The sequence below is a fragment of the Geodermatophilus obscurus genome, assembly GCF_900143215.1.
Classification (GTDB): domain Bacteria; phylum Actinomycetota; class Actinomycetes; order Mycobacteriales; family Geodermatophilaceae; genus Geodermatophilus; species Geodermatophilus obscurus_A.
Window position 1 is genome coordinate 228,710 of the sequence record NZ_FRDM01000004.1, and the last position, 23,199, is coordinate 251,908.

Below are 23,199 nucleotides of genomic sequence, written 5' to 3' on the forward strand. Positions count from 1 at the left end.
CGTCCGTTCTCGGGGGAGCCTCCGGCCCCCGCTCGGACGAACGCGGCTGCGCCGCGCCCCGCTCAGCTGAAGGGCCGGCGCTCGTCCATCCGGTTGGACAGCCGGCCGGCGGTGCGCCAGGTGCGGGCGACGAGGTCGCGATCCTCGTCGGTGACCAGGTTGCCCATCACCCGCAGCGCGACGGTCATCAGTGGCCGCGAGCGCATGCCCACCGGGCCGGCCGCGGGCAGGAACCGCGGGACGGTGAGCAGCCCGGCCAGCCGGCGGGCGATGGAGAACGCCTCTCCGTAGTGCCGGCGCAGGGTGGCCGGCCAGGCGTGCGTCCAGTCGTCCTCGCCGAACAGCTCCAGCACGGTGCGGCCGGTCTCCAGGCCGTAGTCGATGCCCTCGCCGTTGAGCGGGTTGACGCACCCGGCTGCGTCGCCGACGAGCGCCCAGTTGCGACCGGCCACGCCGGAGACCGCCCCGCCCATGGGCAGCAGCGCCGACGCCGGCGCCTCCACCGGCCCGTCGAGCCGCCAGTCCTCACGGCGGGCGTCGGCGTAGACCTCGATCAGCGCCTTGAGCTGCACCCCGGCCGGACGGCGGGCGGTGGCCAGCGTGCCGACGCCGATGTTCACCTGCCCGGCCTCCGCGCCGAGCGGGAACACCCAGCCGTAGCCGGAGAGCAGCTCCCCCTCGGCACCGCGCAGCTCCAGGTGCGAGGAGATCCACTCGTCGTCCGCCCGCCCGGAGCGCACGTAGCCGCGCGCGGCGACGCCGTAGGCGGTGTCGCGGTGCCACTCGCGGCCGAGCACCCGGCCCAGCGGTGAGCGGACGCCGTCGGCCACGACCAGCCGCCGGCAGCCGACGGTGACCGCCTCGTCGTCCGCCGTCTCGAAGACGACGCCGGTCACCCGGTTCCCGTCCCGCTCGACGTCGACTGCCCGCGCCCCCTCCAGCGGGACGGCGCCGCCGGCCAGTGCCACGTCGCGGATCCGGGCGTCGAGCTCGGTGCGCGGCACCGCGCTGCCGTGGTCGGGGAACGCGCCGCCGGGCCAGGGCAGCTCCCACGTCCGGCCGAAACCGGCGGCGCGCAGGCCGCGGTTGCGCGCCCGTGAACGCGCCCAGTTCCCCAGGCCCAGCAGGTCGAGCTCCGCGATCGCCCGCGGGGTCAGCCCGTCGCCGCAGGGCTTGTCGCGGGGGAAGACGGCCGCGTCGGCGAGGACGACGTCGTGCCCGGCCCGGGCGGCCCAGGCGGCGGCCGCTGCGCCCGCCGGGCCGGCTCCCACCACGAGGACGTCGGTGTCGGTCGGGACGGCGGCACTGGCTGGCACTCCCCCAGTGTCCCCGGCTCAGGCGCTCGCGCCGCGTCCCCCTCAGCCGAAGACCGGGAACCGCTCGGCGGACGACCCCAGGACGGCGCGGTCGGCGTCGTCCAGCGGTTCCCGGCCGGTGCCGCGCCGGGCCGCGGTCCCGTCGTCCCACGCGACCGGCAGCGGGCCGCCGAGCAGGCCCTCGAGCACGCGGCGCACCTCGGCCAGGGCCTCGGGTGCCGGGCCGGGCCGGTCCAGGTGCGCCACCAGGTCGAGGTGGTGCACCGCGGCCTCCACGGCCAGCGTGGACAGCAGGTCGTCGGCGCGCAGGACGTGTCCCTGGGTGCCGACCAGGTCGTCGGGCGCGATCCGCTCGCCGAGCACGGTCACGGCGGCGACGAGTTCCGCGTACACCGCGGACAGCTCCGCGAGCCCACCCGTGACGCTGGCGCGGACGCGGGTGCGCCAGGCGACGTCCTCGTCCTGCGCCGCGGTCGGCTGCCAGGCCCGCCAGTAGGCGACCGCGTCGCTGGTGGCCGGCGGCTCCGCCGGGGTGGCCAGCGCGACCAGGCCCCGGCGGACGTCGTCGACCAGGTGCAGGGTCAGGTCCAGGACCGCCCACCCGGAGCACCCGGTCGGCTGCCAGGCCTCCTCCGGCCGCAGGTCCGCGACCAGCGCGGACAGCGACCGGTAGGTGGCGGTGAGCAGCTCCGTCGGCGAGGGCACCCGGGCAGCCTGGCAGGCCTCAGTCGACCTGCGGGCCGCGGGCCCGGACCTCCTCGACCGACGCCATCGCGGCGCGCAGCTCACCGAGCCACTCGTCGGTGTGCTGCGCGACCAGCCGGACGGCCCAGGCCAGCGCCTCGGACCGGGACCGGGCGACCCCGGCGTCCACGAGGGTGTCGAGCACCAGCCGGTCGGGCTGGCGCAGCCGGGTCATCACCGGCACCGACAGGTTGGTGAAGACCTCCCGGACGTCGCCGCAGGCCGCGCCCCAGGCGACCGAACGGCCGTAGCGGGCCTGCGCGGCGTCGGCGACGGCCATGCGCTGCTCGCGGGTCTCCTCGCGGAAGCGGGCGATCCGCCCGGCCCGCGCGGCTGCGGCGTCGCCCTCCCCGGCCTCCGGCTCGGCCAGGGTGCCGACGACGGTGATCTCGTCGCGGTCGACGGTCAGCTCGACCGGCCCGGTGAACCAGTCGTCGGGTAGCCGCCCGGCGAACCAGCCGGCGACCTCGGCGCGCTCGACCGAGGGCGGCGCGTCCGGGCCCCGGCCACGGCCGCCGGGACCGCGACCGCGTGGGCCGCGGAACCCGCCGCGCATGCCGGCGAAGGGGTTCTCGGAGGAGAAACGGTGGTGGTGTCCGTGCACGACGGCCTCCCGAGTAGGTGATTACACACTTACACGGTAAGCCGAAGCGGTACGGTCAGGAAGGGGCCATCGCTACGCGGAGAGCGGACACGTCGGAAACCGGGGCGGCGCAGACGAAGCCCCGACACACGTAGGCGGCCGGTCGGCCACCGACCAGCGGCCGGCCGGCCAGCAGCGGGACCCCGGGAGCGTCCGGCTCGCCGACCACCACCACCGCGCCCGGGCTGGTCGATGCGCGGGCGACAGCCGCGAGGGCGTCGCGCGCCGGCCCGGCCGGTCCGCTGACCGCGACCTCGAGCGGGCCGGCCAGCAGCGCCTCACCGACCGCCATCGCCCAGCCGACCGCCTGCGGCGCGCGCTCGGCCAGCCGGGTCAGCGAGCCGACGGCCGCCTCGCCGAGCTCCCGGTGCCGCGGCGCGCCGGCCAGCGCGGCGTAGCTGACGGCGGCACCGGCCACCGCGGCCAGCCCCGACGGCGTCGGCCCGTCGGCCGGGTCGAACGGCCGGTGGACCAGCGCCTCGGCGTCGGCGGCGGTGTCGTGCCAGCCGTCGGCGTCCACGAACTGCTCGGCGACGACGTCCAGCAGGTCGCCGGCCAGCTCCAGCCAGCGCCCCTCCCCGGTGGCCTGGTGCAGCACGAGCAGCCCCTCGGCCAGGTCGCCGTAGTCCTCGAGCACCCCCGCCGGGGCCCCGGCGACGCCCTGCCGCGATGCCCGGCGCAGCCGCCCGTCCACCCGGTGGACGTCGGCGAGCAGCTCCGCCGCCCGGCGGGCGGCCTCGACCGAGGACGGCGACCCGGTGAGGACCCCGTGCTCGGCCAGCGCGGCGATCGCCAACCCGTTCCAGGCGGTCACCACCTTGTCGTCGCGCGCCGGCTGCGGGCGCCGTGCCCGCGCCGCGCCCAGCCGCTCCCGCACCGAGGCGAGCCGACCGGGGTCGTCGGGGTCGCGCAGCAGCTGCAGCGTCGAGGTGCCGTGCTCGAAGGTCCCGGCGTCGGTCACCTCGAACACCGCGGCCGCCCACCGGCCGTCGTCCTCCCCGAGCACCTCGACCAGCTGCGCGGGCGTCCACACGTAGGTGAGCCCTTCGACGCCCTCGGTGTCGGCGTCCAGCGCGGAGGCGAAGCCGCCCTCCGGCGTGCCGAGGTCGCGGACCAGGAAGGCCGCCGTGGCATCGGCCACCCGGCGGGCCCACTCGTCCCCGGTCGCCCGCCACAGGTGCAGGTACACCCGCAGCAGCAGGGCGTTGTCGTAGAGCATCTTCTCGAAGTGCGGCACGACCCACCGCGCGTCGACGGAGTAGCGCGCGAAGCCGCCGGCGAGCTGGTCGTGGATGCCGCCGCGCGCCATCGCCTCGAGCGTGCCGCGTGCCATCCGCAGCGCCCGGTCGTCGCCGGTGCGCGCGGCGGAGCGGAGCAGGAACTCCAGCACCATGGACGGCGGGAACTTCGGGGCGCCGCCGAACCCACCCCACCGCTCGTCGTACCCCCCGGCCAGGGCGGCGACGGCGCGGTCGAGCACCTCGGCCGCGAGCGGGGTCGGCGGCCCGAGGTCGAGCCGGGAGGAGATGCCCTCGGCGATCCGCGTGCCGGCCGTCTCCAGGTCCTCGCGCCGCGTCCGCCAGGCGTCGGAGACGGCGGCGAGCAGCTGCCGGAACGACGGCATGCCGTGCGCGGGCCGCGGCGGGAAGTAGGTGCCGCAGTAGAACGGCCGGCCGTCGGGCGTGGTGAACACGGTCATCGGCCAGCCGCCGGAGCCGGTCAGCGCCTGGGTCGCGGCCATGTAGACGCTGTCGACGTCCGGCCGCTCCTCGCGGTCGACCTTCACGCAGACGAAGCCGGCGTTCATCCGCGCCGCCGTCGGCTCGTCCTCGAAGGACTCGTGCGCCATCACGTGGCACCAGTGGCAGGCGGCGTAGCCGACGCTGAGCAGGACGGGCACGTCCCGGCGGCGCGCCTCGGCGAAGGCCTCCTCGCCCCACTCCCACCAATCGACCGGGTTCTCCGCGTGTTGCAGCAGGTAGGGGCTGGTGGCGGCGGCCAGGCGGTTTGTCACAGCCGTCCTCCTCTCACATCGAATGACGGGCCCGGTGGCGCGGACACCGTGGTCCGCTCACGTCAGGCGCTCGCACGAACAGGCGCCTGTGACGCAGGTCTTGCATGGCGGGACCGGAGAAGTACCTCGATGAGGCCCGGCAGCGGGCCATCCGCCCGGTGCGGGAGCTCGCCGCGGACGGCGTCACGGTGACCGCCCGCCGGCGGGTCGGCCAGCAGCTGGGCATCGACACCGACACGCTGCGCTGTTCGGCGAGTCGTCAGCCCATCCGCACCTCGGGGGCGCGGCGGGAGTGCTCGTCAGGGCGTCACCGGTTCCAGTCCATCGCGCTCGGGATGTTCTCCTCCCCCAGCGACCACCACGCGAGCTGTCCCGGGGCCAGGGTCAGATAAGCGAACTCGGGCTGGCCCGGAAGGCGCGCCATCAGCGTCAAGAACTGGTTGCTCGCTCGTGCTGTCGAGATCTCCTTCGCACGACTGGCCAGATCGACGGAGTCCTCCAGTTCCCAGATGAGATCGGTCCCGGCCATCCGCAGCATCTTCGGCATGGCTCAGCCAATCAGTCGCGGAGCTGGACGGGCCACTTGACCGACGCCATCGCCGCCGGCAGGGGCGACCGGAGAGCTCAGCCGCGACCGACTCGCCCGGCTGCGCGCAGCCGGCATCTGCGCAGCCCGGGGCACGGTCGTGGCCGCACGAGTCCGTTCGGCGCGGCCGGACCGTGAGCCGTATCGTGGCCGGTACGTCCGCCGAATGCGGACCCTGCCCCGGACCCGGCAGCGACACGCTCCACTGCTCAGGGGACGAGGGCGTCGCATGCCTGGACGATCACGACACGGCCTGCACGTGGTTCGGGACGGCGACGCGCCGGCCGGACCCGGCGACTTCACCGTTGTGGGGAGTTGGGTCGGTGCGTCTCACTCTGCCAACTGAAGCGGGACACATCACCGACCCTGGCCGTGGTCCGCGCCGTGCCGGCGCCGGACGACTGCGCTCGGAGCCGCCGCCACCGTCCTGCGCCGGGCACTGGATGCCTTTCGCCGCGAGTCCGACCTGAGCGAGGACGAGCGCTACGACCTGCTCCTGGCCGCCTGCGAGGCCATCAGCGATGCGATCGAGCACGCCAGGAATCCGACCGAGCCGTTCTTCGAGGTCCTGGCCGAGATCGGCGACGCCCAGGTCACGATCACCGTCTGCGACCACGGCCGCTGGCGGGATGCGTTCGCCGGCACCGACCGGGGGCGGGGGCTGCGGGTGATGTGGCTCCTGACCGACACCACGGTCGCCGCCGGACGAGACGGGACGACGGTGACGATCCGCAGCAGTCCTCGGCACGGTCGGCACCTGGTCGCCCCGTACGGCGAGCGCGGAGCCGGGAACGGCAGCCGTACGTCACCCGGGGTGGGACAGCGGCCCGCGCCTGCGGCGGCGCCGGGGAGGGGCACATGGAGTCGAGAGCGGTGAGGGAGATCCTGTCCGCGGTCTAGACCGGCTCCCGCGACGGGGAGGACCTGCCCGACGGCCTGGTGCGCCTGTCCGCCCGGACCCTGCCGGTGAGCGGCGTGGGGATGGCGTTGATGACCGATGAGGGTCCGGCCGGCACGGTGGCCGCCAGCGACGACGGGGCGCTGCAACTGGAGGAACTGCAGTTCACCCTCGGCCAGGGGCCGTGCGTGGACGCCTCGCGCACCGGCCGCCCGGTCCTCGCGCCCGATCTGGCAGTCACCTCGCGGCAGACCTGGCCGCAGTTCGGCGCCGGCGCCGACGCCGCCGGACTCCGGGCGGTCTTCGCCTTACCCCTCCAGGTAGGCGGCATCCGCCTCGGCGTGCTCGACCTCTACCGGGACACCGCCGGCGAGCTCTCCCGGGAGGAACTCACCGGCGCGCTGTCGTTCGCCGACGCCGCCACCCACCTCCTGCTGGACCTGCAGGCCCAGGACACCGCGCGGCGGATGCCGCCCCCGCACGCGCTGGAGGTCCTGGACGACCGGGCCGAGGTGCACCAGGCGACCGGGGTCGTCTCCGTGCGCGCCGGAGTGAGCCCGGCCCAGGCGCTGGCGCTGTTGCGCGCCCGGGCGTACGCCGAGGGACGCCCGATCGGGCACCTGGCGGGCGACGTCCTCGACGGGGTGGTCGCGCTCGGCGGGGACGACGACCATGACTGACCGACGCCGCAGCACGGCAAGGAGCCACGGTAGCCGGCCACCGGGTGGAGGAATGCATGGTGCGCGAGCAGCGCCTGATCGAGGTCTTCGTCGAGCTGGCCGACACCTTGGTCGAGCAGTTCGACGTGGTGGGCCTGCTGCAGACCCTCACCGAGCGCTGCGTGGACCTGGTCGACACCGACGCCGCGGGGCTGCTGCTCGACGACCAACGCGGCAACCTGCGACTGATCGCGCACACCCACGAGTCCGCGCGACTGCTGGAGCTCTTCGAGCTGCAGCAGCAGGAGGGACCCTGCCTCGACTACTTCGCCACCGGCCAGGTCATCGCCAACATCGACCTCGCCACCGCCACGGACCGGTGGCCGGTGTTCACGCGAGCTGCACGCGAGGTCGGATTCGGCACCTCCCACGCGGTGCCCCTGCGGCTGCGGCAGCAGGTGATCGGCGCCCTGAACCTGTTCAGGGCCGAACGGCGACCGCTCAGCGACAACGATCTCGCCGTCGCCCAGGGACTCGCCGGCATCGCCACGATCGGCCTGCTGCACGAGCGCGCGTCCGCGACCAGGTCATGCTCTCCGAGCAGCTGCAAACCGCCCTGCACAGCCGGATCCTCATCGAGCAGGCGAAAGGCGTCCTGTCGGCCCAGACCGGAACAAGCGTGGAGGCGGCCTTCGCCCTCATGCGCACCCACGCCCGCCGCACCGGACAACCGCTGACCGCGCTCGCCGGCCCCGTCGTCGCGAGGCGAGTTGCCGGCAGCGCCCTGCAGCAGGCAGCGGCATCCGTCGAGGACCATTGCGCCACCTGATCGACAGCCGCGGGGCCCACGACGACCATCCCGTGCCTGCGGCCTGACAGCGGTTCTCAGGTGGGTCGGCGGGCCGGCTGGTGCCCGGGGGCGTTCGACGCGTTCCCGGTGACGCGTCGAACGGAGGGGACTCCGCCGACGAGCAGCCCCATGCCACTCATCCCGACCCAGCGCCGTGGGTCGGGCACCGCGGGGCCCGCCGACAAGCCCGCCGGGATGCACGATCTCCGTGCACGCTTCACCCCTGCTTCTCCCTGTAAGCAGGGGTGGAGGCCTCCGCAGGGAGTGGACGGCCGCGCCTTCGACAGGCGGTCCGCGTCGGTGGCCTCGGCCCGGCACCGGTCGAGCACCGCCCCGCCCGAGTGCCGCCCCGCCCGAGTGCCGCCGGCCGCCTCGCCCGCACCGGTTCCCCCGGCCTCGTCAAGCAACACGAACACCGCTGTGACTGCCCAGCCCATGAGCGCCGGGGGCGGAACCTGCTCGAACGTCCGGTCGGGGACCGTGGGCACGCCGACGTCGGTGGGCACGGGCCCGCGGCGAGCCCACACGGTCACCGTGCGGTAGACCGGCGCGAACCTCCGGAGCACGGTGAGCACTGCAGCGGGCCGACCAGGTCCAGCACGGTCAGCCCGGGGTGGAGCACGAAGGCGATGAGACGCTACTCCGGCACGGGTCGGCCGGGAGGGACACTGCCGGGGTCGCGCAGCGTCCGGGCGATCTCGTCGTCGGCGAGGCCCGGCCCCACCCCGCCGAGCAGCGGCTGCGGGTCGTACTCCGCGGCCAGCTGCCACGCGAACGGGGACCTCGCGTCCACTTCAGGCCGGCCTGTCGCGGCGCGGCCGGGCCGAGGCCAGCGCGGCGACCAGCCCCCTGCTCACCGGCGAGGCGAAGGGCGCCACCACGGTGGAGAGGGCGCGCCGACCCGGCCAGACCCGCGCCTCCATCTCGGTCGGCCCTCCGGTGCAGACGTCCCTGAACGCGGTCGACTCACCGGCGAAGCGGTCGGCGTAGTCGACCATCGCGAGGATCCCCGGCACGTGGGCGCGGTACCGCTCGTCGTGGGCGGTCTTGAGGTGGAACGCGCCGCCTCCGGCGTGGACCGCCATCTCCATCGCCACGGGGCCGTCGGGGACGTCCAGCGAGCGCAGCTCGAGGCGACCGGTCGCACCGAACCGGCGGCACACCTCGCGGAAGAAGGCCGTGGTCGCCGGATCGCAGGCCATGGCGGTGCCGGCTCTCCCCTTCCACCCGGAGGCCTCCATCTGCAGGAAGAGCTCCACGGCTCCCGGGTCGGCCGACCGGTCGACCGAGCTCACCGGGCCGGCCTGCCGCTCCAGCCCGCGTCGAGCGCGCCGCCGCCGCTCGCGGCGGTCGTCCCCCAGGAGGGCGCCGTCCTCGGTGCGCGCGAGCACGGCCAGCTCGTAGCCGTTCCGCCGCCGGACGTCGATGCCCAGGGACGCCGCGGCCTCGTCCAGCGCAGCAGCGACGGGTCCTCCGTCGCCGAGGTCCTCGATCTCGAGCAGCACAGCCCCCTGCCGCACCCGCCACGGGGCCTGCAGGAGCGCGCAGAGGGACCGGGTCGCGCGATCGGCGTCGACCAGCGGTGTCCCCAGCACCTGGAAGTCGTGCGTCCAGGACACCAGCGCCGGCACCGGCGCACGGTTGCGCCACCGCCGGACGGCGAGCACGGGCAGGACGGCGTCGAGCCGGTCCCCGTCGGCGACCACGAGGAGCCGCGCGCGTCGCCCGTCAGGCAGGTGGCGCATCGCCGGCAGGAGCATGTCGGGCTCGTTGCACGGGTTGGGCTCTGCAGCACGCTCGGCCAGGTCGCGCCAGGCCGCCTCGACGGAAGGGCTGATGTCCTCCGGGCCCAGCAGGCACACCGCTGCCTCAGCTCGCACTGGTTCCGACTCCGATCGCTCGTGATCGGTCGGCCGCAGGCCCCGGCAACGCCCCTCCCCGTGACCGCCGTCGATGACGACGGGTCGCGGACCGAGCCCCCGCTGGCCGTCCTCGGCCGGGATGGTGCCAGCTCAGCGTGGTGATCCGGACGCCCGAGGAGGATCAGTCGCCCGAACGGACGACGCCGCCGCCGGCCGGGCGCCCGCACACCGGCGGACGATCGACGGCAGTCCCGGCTGGGCGCGAGACGCCTCGTTCCGCGCCTGCGCCGTGGGGCGTGTGGCGACCGTCCGTGGACGCCGCGTCACCCGAACGGGCTCGTAGCACGAGCTGCCCGGACCGACCGGGAGGCTCGCCGGGATTGTTCGTCATCTCCTGTCGTGAGGTCCGCTGGAGGTTCGTCAACTCGACATGTCGACACCCATGGCACCGGAGGCCGGGCTCGGCAGATCCTGCCGTCGGCACCGATTCCTCGAGGAGGCCCGCCGTGAACCGATCCCGGTTCCTCACCCTCGCCGTCTCCGCCCTCGCCGCGCTGGGGGTCGCCGCACCCGCCACGGCGGGTGCGGCCCCCTACTGCGGCATCACCTGGGGCTCCCAACCGGAGGTGACCGGCCGCGCCGACCCCGGGGACGACCTGGTCCAGAACGTCCGCGCCGGGCGGCACGAGTGCTTCGACCGGGTCGTCGTCGACGTGGCCGAGGTGTCCGGCTTCGACTCCTGGTCGGTCCGCTACGTGCCCTCGGTGCGCGAGGACGGCAGCGGAACGGCGGTGCCGCTGCGCGGTGGCGCCGACCTGCAGGTCACGCTCGGCGCGGTGGCCTCCGACGACCGGGGCCGCCCGACCTACGCCCCGGCGAACCGGCGGGAGGTCGTCGACGTGAGCGGCTACCGCACGCTGCGGCAGGTGGCCTGGCTCGGCTCGTTCGAGGGCCACACCGGCATCGGCATCGGCACCCGCGCCCGGCTGCCGTTCCGCGTCTTCGTCCTCGAGGGCTCGTCCGCCGGCGTCGACCGGCTGGTCGTCGACGTCGCCCACCGCTGGTAGCCCGCAGCGGCGGCGGCCGGCCGGTCAGCCCCCAGCGGGGCCCGGCCGGTCGTCGTCCCGGCGCGGCGCCTCGATCGCCCGAGGTGCCCGCCGCAGCGTGTCCAGCAGCTCCTGCCCCGGCTCGGGTCGCGGGTCGACCAGCTCGGCCGGGGTGTCGGGGACGATCACCTGCGGCCCGTCGTCCCCGGCGTCGAAGCTGCGGGGCACCCGCTTGAGGTGGGTGGTCATCGACCGCACCAGCAGCAGGATGGCGAGGAAGAGCAGCACGGTCAGCAGGGCACCGATGGGGCCGGCCTTGCCGACGTCCTCGGGCAGCTGCTGGTCGGCCGCCAGGAGCACGAACCCGGTCATCGGGCGACCACCTCACTGCGGACCCCGGCGAAGAGGTCGTCCTCGGGCACCGGCGAGTCGACGACCGACCGGGCCAGCTCGTAGTCCTCGGTCGGCCAGATCCGCTGCTGGACCTCCAGCGGGCAGGCGAACCAGCGGCCGTCCGGGTCGATCTGGGTGGCGTGCGCGATCAGCGCGGCGTCCCGGACGGCGAAGTACTCGGCGCACGGCACCCTGGTGGTGACCCGGTGCGACATGTCCCGCTCGGGGTCCCAGTTCTCCAGCCACTCCGCGTAGGGGGACTCCTTGCCCGAGGCCAGGATCGCCTCGTGCAGCGCTCGCGTCCGGGGCAGCGTGAAGCCCATCTGGTAGTAGAGCTTGAGCGGCTGCCACGGCTCCCCGAGCTCGGGGTAGCGGTCGGGGTCGCCGGCGGCGTCGAAGGCGTGCACCGAGACCTCGTGGGTCTTGATGTGGTCCGGGTGCGGGTAGCCGCCGCGCTCGTCGTAGGTGGTGATCACGTGCGGCTTGAACCGGCGGATCAGCTCGACCAGCGGGGCCGCCGCCTCCTCGATCGGCACCAGCGCGAAGCAGCCCTCGGGCAGTGGCGGCAGCGGATCCCCTTCCGGCAGGCCGGAGTCCACGAAGCCGAGGAACTCCTGCTCGATGCCGAGGATCTCGCGGGCGCGGGCCATCTCCTCCCGGCGGATCTCCGGCAGGCGCTCCCAGACGTCGGGCCGGTCCAACGCCGGGTTGAGCACCGAGCCGCGCTCACCTCCGGTGCAGGTCGCCACCATGACGCGGACACCCTCCGCGACGTACTTGGCCATGGTCGCGGCGCCCTTGCTCGACTCGTCGTCGGGATGGGCGTGCACGGCGAGCAGGCGCAACGGGTCTGCTTCGGTCACCGGTCCATCATCCACCGGCTCCACCGGGTGCCGCCGCCGTCCGGGCCCACGATCGGGTGTTCGTGGCGCTCGTCACGCTGCGGTCCGCTAGCGTTCCGCATCCCGGAGGCGGGGTGCGGGCGGAACACCGACCCCGGCCGACGGTGTTACGTTGGCCGTTCTGAACGCGGCCGTTCCCCGGACGGGGAGCGGCCACCGACATTTCAGGAGCACTACCGTGTCCACCCCCACTGACGAGCAGAACCAGGGCGTCTGGCTGACCCAGGAGGCCCACGACCGGCTGCGGGCCGAGCTCGACCAGCTGGTGGCGGGCCGCCCGGCCATGGCCGCCGAGATCAACGCCCGCCGCGAGGAGGGCGACCTCCGTGAGAACGGCGGCTACCACGCCGCCAAGGACGAGCAGGGCAAGCAGGAGGCCCGCATCCGCCAGCTGGAGGACCTGCTGCGGAAGGCCCGCGTCGGCGACGCGCCCACGACGGCGACGCACGCTGCCACCGGCACCGTGATCACCATCCGCTTCCGGGGCGACGACGACACCGAGAAGTTCCTCCTCGGCTCGCGCGAGATCGCCGGGACGACGGGTCTGCAGGTCTACTCCCCCGAGTCGGCGCTCGGTTCGGCCATCCTCGGCGCGGAGCCGGGGACGACGGTCACCTACCAGGCACCCAACGGCCGCGACATCACCGTCGACGTCGTCGCCATCGAGCCCTTCGTCCCCTGACCGGGGTCCCCTCGTGACCGAGCTCGCGAGGTCACGCAGGCACGCAGCGCCCGGGGGCACCGGGCCGACGAGCGCCAGCGAGGAGGACCGGTGACCCGTCCTGCGCGCTCCCGGCGGACGGAGAACACTGGGTTCGCCTGCGTCCACTGCGGGTCGGCGGTGCCGGCGAACACCGACGGGCACTACCGCAACCACTGCCCGGTGTGCCTGTGGTCGCTGCACGTCGACGACCTCCCCGGCGACCGGGCGAGTGCGTGCCGGGCGCCGATGGAGCCGATCGGCCTGGTGGAGAAGTCGGGCAAGGGCTGGCAGGTGGTCCACCGCTGCACGGCGTGCGGCCACCGCCAGCCCAACCGGCTGGTCCGCGAGGGCGACCTCCCCGACGACCTCGACGTCGTCCTCTCGCTACCCTGGTTGTAGCGAGGCCGACCGCGCCGCCCGGCTCCAGCTCTCAGCCGGCCGGCAGCAACCCCCGGCGGCGCAGCAACGGGGTGGGGTCGGCGTCCCGGCCGCGGACGGCGCGGAAGGCCTCCAGCGGGTCGACCGACCCGCCGACGGCGAGCAGCCGCGACCGGAACACCTCGCCGTTCTCCCGCCGCAGGCCACCGTTCTCCTTGAACCACTCCACGGTGTCGGCGTCGAGCACCTCCGACCAGATGTAGGAGTAGTAGCCGGCCGCGTAGCCCCCGGCGAAGACGTGCTGGAAGTACGTCGTCCGGTAGCGCGGCGGCACCAGGTCGTGGGCGACGCCGGCCGCCTCCAGCGCGACCCGCTCGAACTCCTGGGGGTTCCCCACCTCCGTCTCCGGCGTGATCCGGTGCCAGGCCTGGTCGAGCAGCGTCGCCGCCAGGTACTCCAGCGTCGCGAAGCCCTCGCCCCACAGCTGCGCGGCCTCGATCGCCTCGACCACGCTGGCCGGCAACGGCTCGCCGGTGTCCACGTGCCGGGCGTAACCGGCCAGGACCTCCGGCCACAGCGCCCACATCTCGTTGACCTGGCTCGGGAACTCGACGAAGTCCCGCGGCACGCTGGTGCCGGCGAACCGCGGGTAGGTGACGGCGGAGCTCAGGCCGTGCAGCGTGTGGCCGAACTCGTGGAACAGCGTGTTGACCTCGTCGAGGGTGAGCAGGGTGGGCTGCCCGTCGGCGCCCCGGGTGACGTTGAGGTCGTTCACGACGACCGGCCGGGTGCCCAGCAGGCGCGACTGGGTGACGAACGAGCTCATCCAGGCGCCGCCGCGCTTGCCCTCGCGGGCGTAGAAGTCGCCGAGGTAGAGGCCGACCGTCTCGCCCGCCGCGTCGGTGACCTCCCAGACCCGGACGTCGGGGTGGTAGCCGACGAGGTCCGGCCGGGGCGTGAAGCGGTAGCCGTAGAGGCGTTCCGCGGTGGCGAAGACGCCGTCGACGAGCACCCGGTCCAGCTCGAACCACGGCCGCAGCGCCGTGGTGTCCACCGAGTACCGCTCGGCGCGCACCCGTTCGCTGTAGAACGCCCAGTCCCAGGGCGCCAGCTCCGTCACGCCGTCGGTGGCGGCGACCTCGGCCAGCGCGGCGGCCTCCGCCTGCGCGTTGGCCATCGACGGGCCCACCATCCGGGCGAGCATCGCGTCGACCGCCTCGGTGCTGCCCGCGGTCTGGTCGGCCAGCACCAGGTCGGCGTGGGTGTCGAAGCCCAGCAGCCGGGCCCGCTCGGCGCGCGTCCGGGCGATGCGGACGGCGACCGGCCCGTTGTCGTGCTCGCCGCCCGACGCCCGGCCCACCGACGCCTCGAAGACGCGGCGACGCAGCTCCCGGTTCCGCAGCTTGGCCAGCACCGGCTGGCCGGTGGGCAGCAGCAGCGGGATGAGGAACCCGGGAACCCCGCGGTCGGCGGCGGCACGGGCCGCCGCGGCGACCTCCTCGGCCCTGAGCCCGTCGAGCTCCGCGGCGTCGGCGACGACGACGGCGGCGGCCTCGGTGGCCAGCTGCAGGTTCTGCCCGAACGTCGTCGACAACTCCGACAGCTCGCGGTTCAGCTCGGTCAGCCGGGCCCGGCCGGCCTCGTCGAGGCGCGCGCCGGCGAGCACGAAGTCCAGGTGGTAGCGCTCCACCAGCCGCACCGCCTCGGCGTCCAGGCCGCTGTCGTGCCGCTGCACGTGCACGGCGTCGATGCGGGCGAAGAGCGCGGGGTCCAGCCGCAGGGCGTCGGCGTGCGCGGACTCCAGCGGGGCCAGCTCCCGCTCGATCTCCCGCAGCTGGTCGGTCGCGACCGACGAGGCGAGGTTGTGGAAGACCGCGCCGGCGCGGCGGTACAGCCGTCCGGACCGCTCCAGCGCGACGACGGTGTTCTCGAACGCCGGCGGCTCGGGCGACCCGACGATGGCAGCGACCTCGGCGCGCTGCTCGGCCATCCCGGCCAGCACCGCCTCGCGGCAGTGCTCCAGGGTGATCTCCGCGAAGGGCGGCAGCTGCAGCGGCAACGGCGACGGCTCGAGCAACGGGTTGTCGGCGGACGGGGCGGCGGAGGCGGGAACGGCGCTCATCGCCGCCCATCCTGCGCCCGACCGCACGAGTGCACCCGGGTGGCCCGGAACCGACCCCGGTCCGGACCACCCGGGGCCGGGCCCCCAGCGGAGCTGCTCCGCGCGGGTCGGGACCGCTCCTGGCGCGGTGTCGGCGGTTCCCGGGAGCCGGGGTCCTGCAGGTGCTCCCCGTCAGCCGGTGGTCACCGTGTACCCGGCCCGGTCGAGCCGGGCCAGCAGCTCCTCGGCGTGCTCGGGCCCGCGGGTCTCCAGGACGACGAACACCTCCACCTCGCCGAGGCCCAGCCGGGTCGCCGTCCGCTCGTGCTCGACCTCCAGCACGTTGGCGCCGACCTGGGCCAGCTCCGTGAGCACCGCGGCCAGCGACCCCGGTCGGTCGGGCACCCGCAGCCGCAGCGACTGGTAGCGCCCGGCCGCGGCCATGCCGTGCTGCACCACCTTGAGCAGCAGCACCGGGTCGATGTTGCCGCCGGAGACGACCGCGACGACGGGCGGCGGGAAGGCGGCCGGGTCAGCGAGCACGGCGGCGACGGCGGCCACCCCGGCCGGCTCGACGACGAGCTTCGCCCGCTCCAGGCAGAACAGCAGCGCCTGCGAGAGGTCCTCCTCGCTGACCGTGCGCACCTCGTCGACCAGGTCGCGGACGTGCGCGAACGTCAACTCCCCGGGCGAGCCGACGGCGATGCCGTCGGCCATCGTGGTCATCCCCGTCAGCGCCACCGGCCGGCCGGCTGCCAGCGACCCGGGGAAGGCGGCGGCCGCCGCGGCCTGCACGCCGACCACCCGCACGTCGGGACGGCGGGCCCGCACCGCGGCCGCGACACCGGAGACCAGGCCCCCGCCCCCGGTGCAGACGACGACGGTGGCCACGTCGGGGCACTGGTCGAGGACCTCCAGGCCGACCGTGCCCTGCCCGGCGATCACGTCGGGGTGGTCGAACGGGTGGACGAACACCGCGCCGGTGCGCTGCGCGTGCTCGGCGGCGGCCGCCAGGGCCTCGGTCAGCGAGGCGCCGCCCAGCCGGGCCTCGGCGCCGTAGCCGCGGGTGGCCGCCACCTTGGGCAGCGGCGCGCTCTCCGGCATGAACACCGTCGCCCGGATGCCCAGCAGCTGCGCGGCCAGCGCCACCCCCTGCGCGTGGTTGCCGGCGCTGGCCGCGACGACGCCCCGCGCCCGTTCCTCGGGCGACAACCGCGCCAGCCGCGTGTAGGCACCGCGGATCTTGAACGAGCCGGCGCGCTGCAGGTTCTCGCACTTCAGCCACACCGGGCCGCCGACCCGCTCGGCCAGCGCCCGCGAGTGCTCCAGCGGCGTGCGCCGGACGACGCCGTCCAGCAGCGCCGCCGCGGCCTCGACGTCCGCTCCCCCGACCAGCGCGACGCCGTCCCGCCGCGGCTCTCCCGCCACCATGGGTCGATCTTCGCAGCACGGAGGCCCAGGTGGCAGCGACGGACGGGTGCCCGTGCCGCCGGTCGCGTCGTACCGTGGCTGGGGTGACGGACCCCGGCGTTCCCGCCTCCGCTCCCCCTGCACCCACGACCCTCGGCGAGCTCCGCGACAGCGGGGCCACCCCCCGGCCGGTCAAGGCCGAGATCCGCGCCAACCTGCTCGCCCGCCTGGCCGCCGGCGAGCCGTCCCTGCCCGGCATCGTCGGCTTCGAGGACACCGTCGTCCCCGAGGTCGAGCGCGCCCTCATCGCCGGCCACGACCTCGTCCTGCTGGGCGAGCGCGGCCAGGGCAAGACCCGGCTGATCCGCACCCTGGTGGGCCTGCTCGACGAGTGGACGCCGGTGCTCACCGGCAGCGAGCTCAACGAGCACCCGCTGGCCCCGATCAGCGTGTGGGCCCACCGGCAGATCGCCGAGCACGGCGACGCCACGCCCGTCGGCTGGCTGCACCGCAGCGAGCGCTTCGGCGAGAAGCTGGCCACCCCGGACACCAGCGTCGGCGACCTCATCGGCGACGTCGACCCGATCAAGGTGGCCGAGGGCCGCACCCTGGGCGACCCCGAGACGGTGCACTACGGCCTGGTGCCGCGCACGAACCGGGGCATCTTCAGCGTCAACGAGCTGCCCGACCTCGCCGAGCGGATCCAGGTCTCGCTGCTCAACGTGCTGGAGGAGCGCGACATCCAGATCCGCGGCTACCGGGTGCGGCTGCCGCTGGACCTGCTGCTGGTGGCCAGCGCCAACCCCGAGGACTACACCAACCGCGGCCGGATCATCACCCCGCTCAAGGACCGCTTCGGCGCCGAGGTGCGCACCCACTACCCGATCGAGCTGGCCGACGAGGTGCGCCTGCTGACCCAGGAGGCGCACACCAGTTGGCCGGGGTGGGCGGGCGGCAGCGACGCAGCCGGCCGGGCGGGGGCCGGCCTCGCCCGTGGTGAGCAGCTGGAGACGCCGCTGGTGCCCGAGCACCTGGTGGAGATCGTCGCCCGCTTCACCCGGCTGGTCCGCGACTCCAACCACGTCGACCAGCGCTCCGGCGTCAGCGCCCGGTTCGCCATCGCCGGGCTGGAGACGGTGGCCGCCTCCGCCGTCCGCCGGGCCGCCCTCGCCGGGGAGACCCGGCCGGTCGCCCGCGTCGTCGACCTGCCCAGCATCGTCCCGGCCAGCCGGGGCAAGGTCGAGTTCGCCGACTCCGGCTCCGACCCGGACGACGAGCGCGAGACCGAGGTGCTCGAGCACCTGCTGCGCCAGGCGACCGCGCAGACCTTCCGGGCCCGCTGCGCCGGGCTGGACCTGACCGGACTGCAGGAGCACTTCACCGGCGGGGAGACCGTGGAGTCCGGCGAGCTGGTGCCGGCCGCCGCGCTCCTCGGCCAGCTGGGCACCATCCCGAAGCTGGCCGAGCTGCTGGGCCGGCTGGGCGTGCCGGAGGGCGAGCAGTCCGCCGAGCAGGCCGCCGCCGCGGTGGAGTTCGCCCTGGAGGGCCTTTACCTGACCCGGAGACTGGCCAAGGACACCGACGGCGTGCGCACCGTCTACGGAGCCTGACGTGAGCGAGCGTGCGAGCTCACGCATGAGCACAGCGTCCAGGGCCACTGGGCCGACGAGCGTCAGCGAGGAGGGCTAGTGGTCAGGAGGCCCGGCAGGGGCCACCGGTACGGGCGCTGGCGGGGCGGGCCCGACCCGCTGGCCCCGCCCTACGACCTGGGCAGCGCGGTCGACGAGATCGGCGACTCGGTGCTCGGCGGCAGCGGCGTGCGCGAGGCGCTGCGCGAGCTGCTGCGCCGCGGCATGGACGGCCGGCGCGGGCTGGACGAGCTGCGCCGGTCGGTCCGCGAGCGGCTGCGGCAGGCGCGCAACGCGGGGCGGATGGACGGCACCCTGCAGGAGGTCCGGGAGCTGCTCGACCGCGCCGTCGAGGCCGAGCGGCGGGAGCTGTTCCCCGACCCGGACGACATGGCGCGGCTGGCGGAGGCCGAGCTCGACGCGCTGCCCGAGGACACCGCGGGCGCCGTCCGGGCGCTCAAGGAGTACGACTGGCGCTCCGCGGAGGCCCGGCAGGCCTACGAGCAGATCCAGGACCTGCTGCGGCGCGAGGTGCTCGACAGCTCCTTCGCCTCGATGAAGCAGGCGCTGGAGAACGCCACCGAGGGCGACGTGCAGGCGGTCAAGGACATGGTCGCCGACCTCTCGCAGCTCATCGACGCGCACAACCGCGGGGAGGACACCGACGAGCAGTTCCAGGAGTTCATGGAGAAGCACGGGCAGTTCTTCCCCGACGACCCGCAGTCGGTCGAGGAGCTGATCGACTCCCTCGCCCGCCGGGCGGCCGCGCAGGAGCGGATGATGGCCGGCCTCTCCCCCGAGCAGCGCGCCGAGCTGGCCGACCTGATGGCCCAGACGATGCAGGACATGGGGCTGGCCAGCGAGATGGCCCACCTGCAGGACGCCCTCCGCCAGGCCCGGCCCGACCTGCCCTGGGGGCAGCGCGGGCAGGTGCCCGACGGCGAGCAGTCCCTCGGCATGGGCGACGCCACCAGCGCCGTCGCCGAGCTGGCCGACCTGGAGGCGCTGTCCAACCAGCTGTCCCAGGGCTACGCCGGGGCCTCGCTGGCCGACGTCGACGAGGAGCTGCTCGAGCGGGCGCTGGGCCGGCCCGCGGTCGACGACCTCGCCGCACTGCGCCAGATGGAGCGCGAGCTGGAGCGGCAGGGCTACCTCAACCGCTCGGACGGGAAGCTCGAGCTCTCGCCCAAGGCCGTCCGCCGGCTGGGCGCGACCGCGCTGCGCCGGGTGTTCGCCCAGCTCGACGCCACCGGCCGCGGCGAGCACGACGTCGCCGACGCCGGCGCCGCCGGGGAGCTGACCGGCAGCTCCCGGGAGTGGCGGTTCGGCGACGAGCAGCCGCTGGACGTCGTGCGGACGGTGAAGAACGCCGTCCTGCGCACCGCGCACGAGCCCCGCGCGGACGACGACCGGCGCGTGCGCATCGCCGTCGAGGACTTCGAGGTGGTCGAGACCGAGCGGCGCACCGGGGCCGCGGTCGCACTGCTGGTCGACCTCTCCTACTCCATGGCGCTGCGCGGCACCTGGGGTGCGGCCAAGTCGACGGCGATGGCGCTGCACTCGCTGGTGACCACCCGGTTCCCGCAGGACGCCATCCAGATCATCGGCTTCTCCTCCACCGCCCAGGTGCTGCGCCCGGAGACCCTCGCCGAGCTGAGCGTGGACACGCTGCAGGGCACCAACCTGCAGCACGGGCTGATGCTGGCCCGGCGCTTCCTCGCCCGGCACAAGGACGCCGAGCCGGTGGTGCTCGTGGTCACCGACGGCGAGCCGACCGCTCACCTGGAGGACGACGGGACGCCGTTCTTCTGCTGGCCGCCGATGCCGGAGACCATCGCCCGCACCGTCGCCGAGGTGGAGCGGGTGGCCCGGTCGGGGGCGACGATGAACGTCTTCGCCCTCGATCCCGAGCCCGGGCTGGTGCGCTTCGTCCACGACATCACCCAGCGGGCCGGCGGGCGGGTGTTCACCCCCGACAGCGAGCGGCTCGGCGAGTACGTCGTGGCTGACTACCTGCGCACGAGGCGGGGACGCCGGGCCCGCTGACGGAGGACCCTGTCGCCCACCGGAGAAGGACCCCGTCCTCCTCATCCCTCGCACGCTCGGGACGAGCCTCTGGACGCGGCCGGCGGCGGGACCCTGCAGAGGGGCCGCCGTCCACCGGCAGACTGGGCCGGTGACCGCCGAGCCGAGCGCCGTGACCGTCGAGGAGGTATCCGCCGAGGCGACCTACGACCTGCGGCGCGCGGTCCTGCGGCCGGAGGGCGGGGAGGTCGTCTGGGCAGGCGACGACGACCCGGCCACCGTGCACCTCGCCGCCCGCACGCCCGACCGCCGAGTGGTCGGCGTGGCCCGGCTGAGCCCCGCCCCCTGCCCCTGGCGCCCGGAGGCACGGGCGCCGTGGCAGCTGCGCGGCATGGCCACCGACCCCGCGGTGCGCGGGGCGGGCGCCGGCCGGGCGCTGCTGGGGGCCTGCCTCGCGGCAGTGGCACAGCGCGGCGGCGACCTGGTCTGGTGCGACGCCCGCACGACCGCGGCCCGGTTCTACGAGCGGGCCGGCTTCACCGTGGTCACCGGCGAGTACGACAAGCCGGGCATCGGCCCGCACGTCGGCATGGTCATCCCCGTAGCGGGTGCGTCCCGCTCGAGCTGATCCCCGGGATCCGCCCGGTGCGGAAGGCGTCCACGAACATCCGGAAGTCGTCCTGCGTGCGGTGGGCGTAGTCGTGCGCGAAGTCGACCAGGTCGGCGATGAACTCCTCGCGCCGGTCCCCGACCATCGCGGTGACCGCCTCCTCGGTCTGGAACGGCACCAGCGTGTGGTCGCTGTCGGCGTCGCCGACGCAGTGCACCTTCGCCGTCGCCCGCCCCAGCTGGGCCAGCACCGGGGCGATCTGCTCCGGCTCGGTGAGGTCGTCCCAGTCCAGGTCCGTCTCGTAGGGCGAGAGCTCCTGGACGACGAAGCCGACGCCGTCGATCTCGGTGTGGCCGAGGAACTGGGAGGCGTTGGCCTGCAAGGCGCGCTGGGAGATCGCGGTCCGGTGGCCCTCGTGCTCGAAGGACGCCCGGATGTCGGCATCCCGCACGATCCGGCTGGGCGCCGGCACGTTGCCCTGCTTGAGGGAGAGCACGACGTCGTTCTCCAGCGCCTGGTCGTAGCCCTCGATGAGCACGTTGTAGGCGGGCAGCCCGGCGCTGCCGATGCCGAAGCCGCCGGTCCCGATCACGTCCTTGACGTCGTAGGTCACGTCGCGGCGCCGGCGCGGCGGGTGCACCGTCTGCTTCCAGCGGTCGAGGGCGGCGAGCACCTCCTCGCGCTCGCCGTCGTCCAGCCGGCGGTTGCGGGGGCCGTCGGCGAAGCGCCGCTCGTGGTTCTCGACGACGGTCATCCGGTCCAGCAGGCCCCGGCGGGTGTGCGCCGTCGTCCGCAGGATCGCGTCGTGCACCGCCCCCTCGGTGTTCTCCTTGACGAGGGCGAAGGTCTTGTCGTCGTCGAGGCGGGTGAACGCCGCCACCTGGTCGAGGTAGGCGGTGAGGTAGCCGCGCAGCAGGTCGGAGATGACCTCGTCGCCGAATGCCTTGCGCCAGGACAGCAGCGCGAAGCTGGCCGCGAACCGGCGCAGGTCCCAGCACACGTGCCCGACGTAGGCCTCGTCGAAGTCGTTGACGTCGAAGACGATCCGCCCCGCCCCGTCCATGTAGGTGCCGAAGTTCTCCGCGTGCAGGTCGCCCTGGATCCACACCCGGCCGGTGCGCTCGTCGCACCAGCGGTCCTGCAGCTGCGCCATGTCGGCGTAGAAGAGGCAGGCGGTGCCCCGGTAGAAGGCGAACGGGTCGGCCGCCATCTTGCGGAACTTGGTGCGGAACGCGTCCGCGTCGGCGGTCATGAGCTCGGAGAAGGCGTCGACGAGCACGTCGACGATCTGTTGAGCGCGGTCACCGTGAGTGACCCCTGCGGGGGATTCGGCCACGGAACGACCGTAGGCGGCGGTTAGCCTGCAGGGACAGGTGTCCACCACTTCCGAGGGGACGAGGGCGGCGGTGACTCGAGCGACCACGGCATGGCGGCTGGCCACGGGGGCCGCCTACGGCGGCGGCGGGCTGGGCCTGGCCGGGGCCGGGGTGCTCGCCCTTCTCCGCCAGCAGGCCCGGTCGGCCCGGCGCCACGTGGAGTCGCGGACCGTCAAGGTCGCCCCGCCCCCCGGCGACGGGGTGTACGGCCGCGGGCGCGGCCGGCCGATCGTCCTCGCCGTCCTGGGTGACTCCACCGCGGCCGGCCTGGGCGTCGACCGCGCCGCCCAGACCCCCGGGGTGCTGCTCGCCGCGGCGCTGGCCGAGCTGGCCGAGCGCCCCGTACGGCTGGTGCGGCTCGCGGTGTCCGGCGCCCGGTCCTGGCACCTCGACGAGCAGGTCGACAAGGCACTCCGGGAGCACCCCGACGTCGCGCTCATCATGATCGGCGCGAACGACGTCACCAGCCGCACCGCGCCCGAGGTCTCCGTCCGGCACCTGCACGACGCCGTCGGCCGGCTCACCGAGGCCGGCACACAGGTCGTCGTCGGCACCTGCCCGGACCTCGGCACCGTGCGCCCGATCGGCCGGCCGCTGCGCTGGCTGGCCCGCCGGTGGAGCCGGCAGCTGGCCGCCGCCCAGACCATCGCGGTCGTCGAGGCCGGCGGGCGCAGCGTGTCGCTGGGATCGGTGCTCGGCCCGTCGTTCGCCGAGGACCAGGACCTGTTCAGCATCGACGAGTTCCACCCCAGCGCGGCCGGTTACGCCGCCGCGGCCGCCGTCCTGCTGCCCTCGATCGCCGATTCGCTCGGTGTCTGGCCGGCCGCGGCCGACCGGGGGCTGCGCAACCTGCGACGCGACACCGTCCGCCCGGTCGCGACGGCTGCCGCGCGGGCCGCAGGGCGGACCGGCACCGAGGTCCAGGCGACCGCGGTCCGCGGCTCGGACACCGGCCCCCGGGGTCCGTGGGCCCGGCTGCGCCGCCGCCGGCCACCGGACCTGCCGACGCCTGAGCAGGCCGAGCGCGCCGCGGAGGCGACACCGCTCGCCTGAGG

The 23,199-nt window shown here is 74.9% G+C and carries 23 protein-coding genes; 11 read left to right on the top strand and 12 right to left on the bottom strand.

The annotated features are described in order from the left end of the window. Positions 1–62 precede the first annotated feature (62 nt). From BUB17_RS06495 to BUB17_RS06515, 5 genes are all read right to left on the bottom strand, one after another. Positions 63–1,316 (bottom strand): geranylgeranyl reductase family protein, encoded by a 1,254-nt coding sequence (locus BUB17_RS06495; protein WP_072915213.1) that lies wholly within the window; start codon positions 1,314–1,316, stop codon positions 63–65. A 42-nt stretch (positions 1,317–1,358) separates the two neighbouring features. Continuing rightward, a complete protein-coding gene (locus BUB17_RS06500) occupies positions 1,359–2,021 on the bottom strand; it encodes a maleylpyruvate isomerase N-terminal domain-containing protein (RefSeq protein WP_072915215.1) in 663 nt (220 codons plus the stop codon). A gap of 19 nt (positions 2,022–2,040) precedes the next feature. Next, positions 2,041–2,664 carry a hypothetical protein gene (locus BUB17_RS06505; RefSeq protein WP_141242924.1) on the bottom strand — a complete coding sequence of 208 codons (624 nt, stop codon included), beginning with the start codon at positions 2,662–2,664 and terminating at the stop codon, positions 2,041–2,043. Positions 2,665–2,719: 55 nt separating this feature from the next. Further along, entirely contained in the window at positions 2,720–4,717 is a 1,998-nt protein-coding gene (locus BUB17_RS06510) for a thioredoxin domain-containing protein (protein WP_072915218.1), read from the bottom strand. A gap of 307 nt (positions 4,718–5,024) precedes the next feature. Beyond that, positions 5,025–5,264 carry a hypothetical protein gene (locus tag BUB17_RS06515; protein WP_072915221.1) on the bottom strand — a complete coding sequence of 80 codons (240 nt, stop codon included), beginning with the start codon at positions 5,262–5,264 and terminating at the stop codon, positions 5,025–5,027. Between the two features lie 466 nt (positions 5,265–5,730). Between BUB17_RS06515 and BUB17_RS28530 the strand changes: the two genes are divergently transcribed. The 4 genes from BUB17_RS28530 to BUB17_RS28535 all read left to right on the top strand — a co-directional run bounded on the left by BUB17_RS28530 (position 5,731) and on the right by BUB17_RS28535 (position 7,689). Then, positions 5,731–6,180, top strand: coding sequence for an ATP-binding protein (locus tag BUB17_RS28530; protein ID WP_083606093.1), 450 nt, complete (start codon positions 5,731–5,733; stop codon positions 6,178–6,180). Positions 6,181–6,242: 62 nt separating this feature from the next. Beyond that, entirely contained in the window at positions 6,243–6,881 is a 639-nt protein-coding gene (locus BUB17_RS06525; RefSeq protein ID WP_083606094.1) for a GAF and ANTAR domain-containing protein, read from the top strand. Positions 6,882–6,937: 56 nt separating this feature from the next. After that, positions 6,938–7,597 carry a GAF domain-containing protein gene (locus BUB17_RS06530; RefSeq protein WP_208983325.1) on the top strand — a complete coding sequence of 220 codons (660 nt, stop codon included), beginning with the start codon at positions 6,938–6,940 and terminating at the stop codon, positions 7,595–7,597. Further along, positions 7,516–7,689 (top strand): hypothetical protein, encoded by a 174-nt coding sequence (locus tag BUB17_RS28535; RefSeq protein WP_432416379.1) that lies wholly within the window; start codon positions 7,516–7,518, stop codon positions 7,687–7,689. Before BUB17_RS06530 ends, BUB17_RS28535 begins: the two co-directional genes overlap by 82 nt. 658 nt (positions 7,690–8,347) lie before the next feature. On the opposite strand, the gene BUB17_RS26690 is transcribed toward BUB17_RS28535, so the two are convergent. Together BUB17_RS26690 and BUB17_RS06540 are read right to left on the bottom strand one after the other, a co-directional pair. Further along, entirely contained in the window at positions 8,348–8,503 is a 156-nt protein-coding gene (locus BUB17_RS26690; RefSeq protein ID WP_175561299.1) for a hypothetical protein, read from the bottom strand. Between the two features lies 1 nt (position 8,504). Next, positions 8,505–9,590 (bottom strand): GNAT family N-acetyltransferase, encoded by a 1,086-nt coding sequence (locus BUB17_RS06540; RefSeq protein ID WP_141242926.1) that lies wholly within the window; start codon positions 9,588–9,590, stop codon positions 8,505–8,507. 488 nt (positions 9,591–10,078) lie between these two features. On the opposite strand from BUB17_RS06540, the gene BUB17_RS06545 reads away from it, so the two are divergent. Beyond that, positions 10,079–10,639 carry an AMIN-like domain-containing (lipo)protein gene (locus BUB17_RS06545; protein ID WP_072915234.1) on the top strand — a complete coding sequence of 187 codons (561 nt, stop codon included), beginning with the start codon at positions 10,079–10,081 and terminating at the stop codon, positions 10,637–10,639. Positions 10,640–10,663: 24 nt separating this feature from the next. Here BUB17_RS06545 and BUB17_RS06550 read toward each other — a convergent pair whose 3' ends face one another. Together BUB17_RS06550 and mca are read right to left on the bottom strand one after the other, a co-directional pair. Further along, entirely contained in the window at positions 10,664–10,990 is a 327-nt protein-coding gene (locus BUB17_RS06550; protein ID WP_072915237.1) for a hypothetical protein, read from the bottom strand. After that, positions 10,987–11,874, bottom strand: a complete 888-nt coding sequence (gene mca / locus BUB17_RS06555) for a mycothiol conjugate amidase Mca (RefSeq protein WP_072915239.1) — start codon at positions 11,872–11,874, stop codon at positions 10,987–10,989. Before mca ends, BUB17_RS06550 begins: the two co-directional genes overlap by 4 nt. A 217-nt stretch (positions 11,875–12,091) precedes the next feature. Here mca and greA point away from each other — a divergent pair, with 217 nt between their 5' ends. Both greA and BUB17_RS06565 read left to right on the top strand, forming a co-directional pair. Beyond that, positions 12,092–12,595, top strand: a complete 504-nt coding sequence (greA, locus tag BUB17_RS06560) for a transcription elongation factor GreA (RefSeq protein WP_072915242.1) — start codon at positions 12,092–12,094, stop codon at positions 12,593–12,595. A 90-nt stretch (positions 12,596–12,685) separates the two neighbouring features. After that, positions 12,686–13,015, top strand: coding sequence for an RNHCP domain-containing protein (locus BUB17_RS06565; RefSeq protein ID WP_072915246.1), 330 nt, complete (start codon positions 12,686–12,688; stop codon positions 13,013–13,015). Positions 13,016–13,046: 31 nt separating this feature from the next. Here the strand turns inward: BUB17_RS06565 and BUB17_RS06570 are convergent, their stop codons facing one another. After that, positions 13,047–15,116, bottom strand: coding sequence for a M3 family metallopeptidase (locus BUB17_RS06570; RefSeq protein ID WP_072915249.1), 2,070 nt, complete (start codon positions 15,114–15,116; stop codon positions 13,047–13,049). Between the two features lie 171 nt (positions 15,117–15,287). Further along, positions 15,288–16,526 carry a threonine ammonia-lyase gene (gene ilvA / locus BUB17_RS06575; RefSeq protein WP_175561300.1) on the bottom strand — a complete coding sequence of 413 codons (1,239 nt, stop codon included), beginning with the start codon at positions 16,524–16,526 and terminating at the stop codon, positions 15,288–15,290. An 83-nt stretch (positions 16,527–16,609) separates the two neighbouring features. Here ilvA and BUB17_RS06580 point away from each other — a divergent pair, with 83 nt between their 5' ends. The 3 genes from BUB17_RS06580 to BUB17_RS06590 all read left to right on the top strand — a co-directional run bounded on the left by BUB17_RS06580 (position 16,610) and on the right by BUB17_RS06590 (position 20,786). Beyond that, complete coding sequence (locus tag BUB17_RS06580) at positions 16,610–18,115, top strand: sigma 54-interacting transcriptional regulator (protein WP_244276977.1); 1,506 nt, start codon at positions 16,610–16,612, stop codon at positions 18,113–18,115. 78 nt (positions 18,116–18,193) lie between these two features. Next, a complete protein-coding gene (locus BUB17_RS06585; RefSeq protein ID WP_072915254.1) occupies positions 18,194–20,179 on the top strand; it encodes a VWA domain-containing protein in 1,986 nt (661 codons plus the stop codon). Between the two features lie 130 nt (positions 20,180–20,309). Continuing rightward, positions 20,310–20,786 (top strand): GNAT family N-acetyltransferase, encoded by a 477-nt coding sequence (locus BUB17_RS06590; protein ID WP_072915258.1) that lies wholly within the window; start codon positions 20,310–20,312, stop codon positions 20,784–20,786. Here the strand turns inward: BUB17_RS06590 and BUB17_RS06595 are convergent. Next, positions 20,752–22,104 (bottom strand): DUF2252 domain-containing protein, encoded by a 1,353-nt coding sequence (locus BUB17_RS06595; protein ID WP_072915261.1) that lies wholly within the window; start codon positions 22,102–22,104, stop codon positions 20,752–20,754. The two genes, BUB17_RS06590 and BUB17_RS06595, sit on opposite strands and share 35 nt — an antisense overlap. 70 nt (positions 22,105–22,174) lie before the next feature. Here BUB17_RS06595 and BUB17_RS06600 point away from each other — a divergent pair, with 70 nt between their 5' ends. Further along, a complete protein-coding gene (locus BUB17_RS06600; RefSeq protein WP_072915264.1) occupies positions 22,175–23,197 on the top strand; it encodes an SGNH/GDSL hydrolase family protein in 1,023 nt (340 codons plus the stop codon). Positions 23,198–23,199: the final 2 nt, after the last annotated feature.

Bases quoted from the DNA above. Each gene is read 5' to 3' on its own strand.
- BUB17_RS06515 (WP_072915221.1), bottom strand. From the start codon at position 5,264: ATGCCGAAGATGCTGCGGATGGCCGGGACCGATCTCATCTGGGAACTG.
- BUB17_RS06530 (WP_208983325.1), top strand. From the start codon at position 6,938: ATGGTGCGCGAGCAGCGCCTGATCGAGGTCTTCGTCGAGCTGGCCGAC.
- BUB17_RS06550 (WP_072915237.1), bottom strand. From the start codon at position 10,990: ATGACCGGGTTCGTGCTCCTGGCGGCCGACCAGCAGCTGCCCGAGGAC.
- BUB17_RS06570 (WP_072915249.1), bottom strand. From the start codon at position 15,116: ATGAGCGCCGTTCCCGCCTCCGCCGCCCCGTCCGCCGACAACCCGTTG.
- ilvA (WP_175561300.1), bottom strand. From the start codon at position 16,526: ATGGTGGCGGGAGAGCCGCGGCGGGACGGCGTCGCGCTGGTCGGGGGA.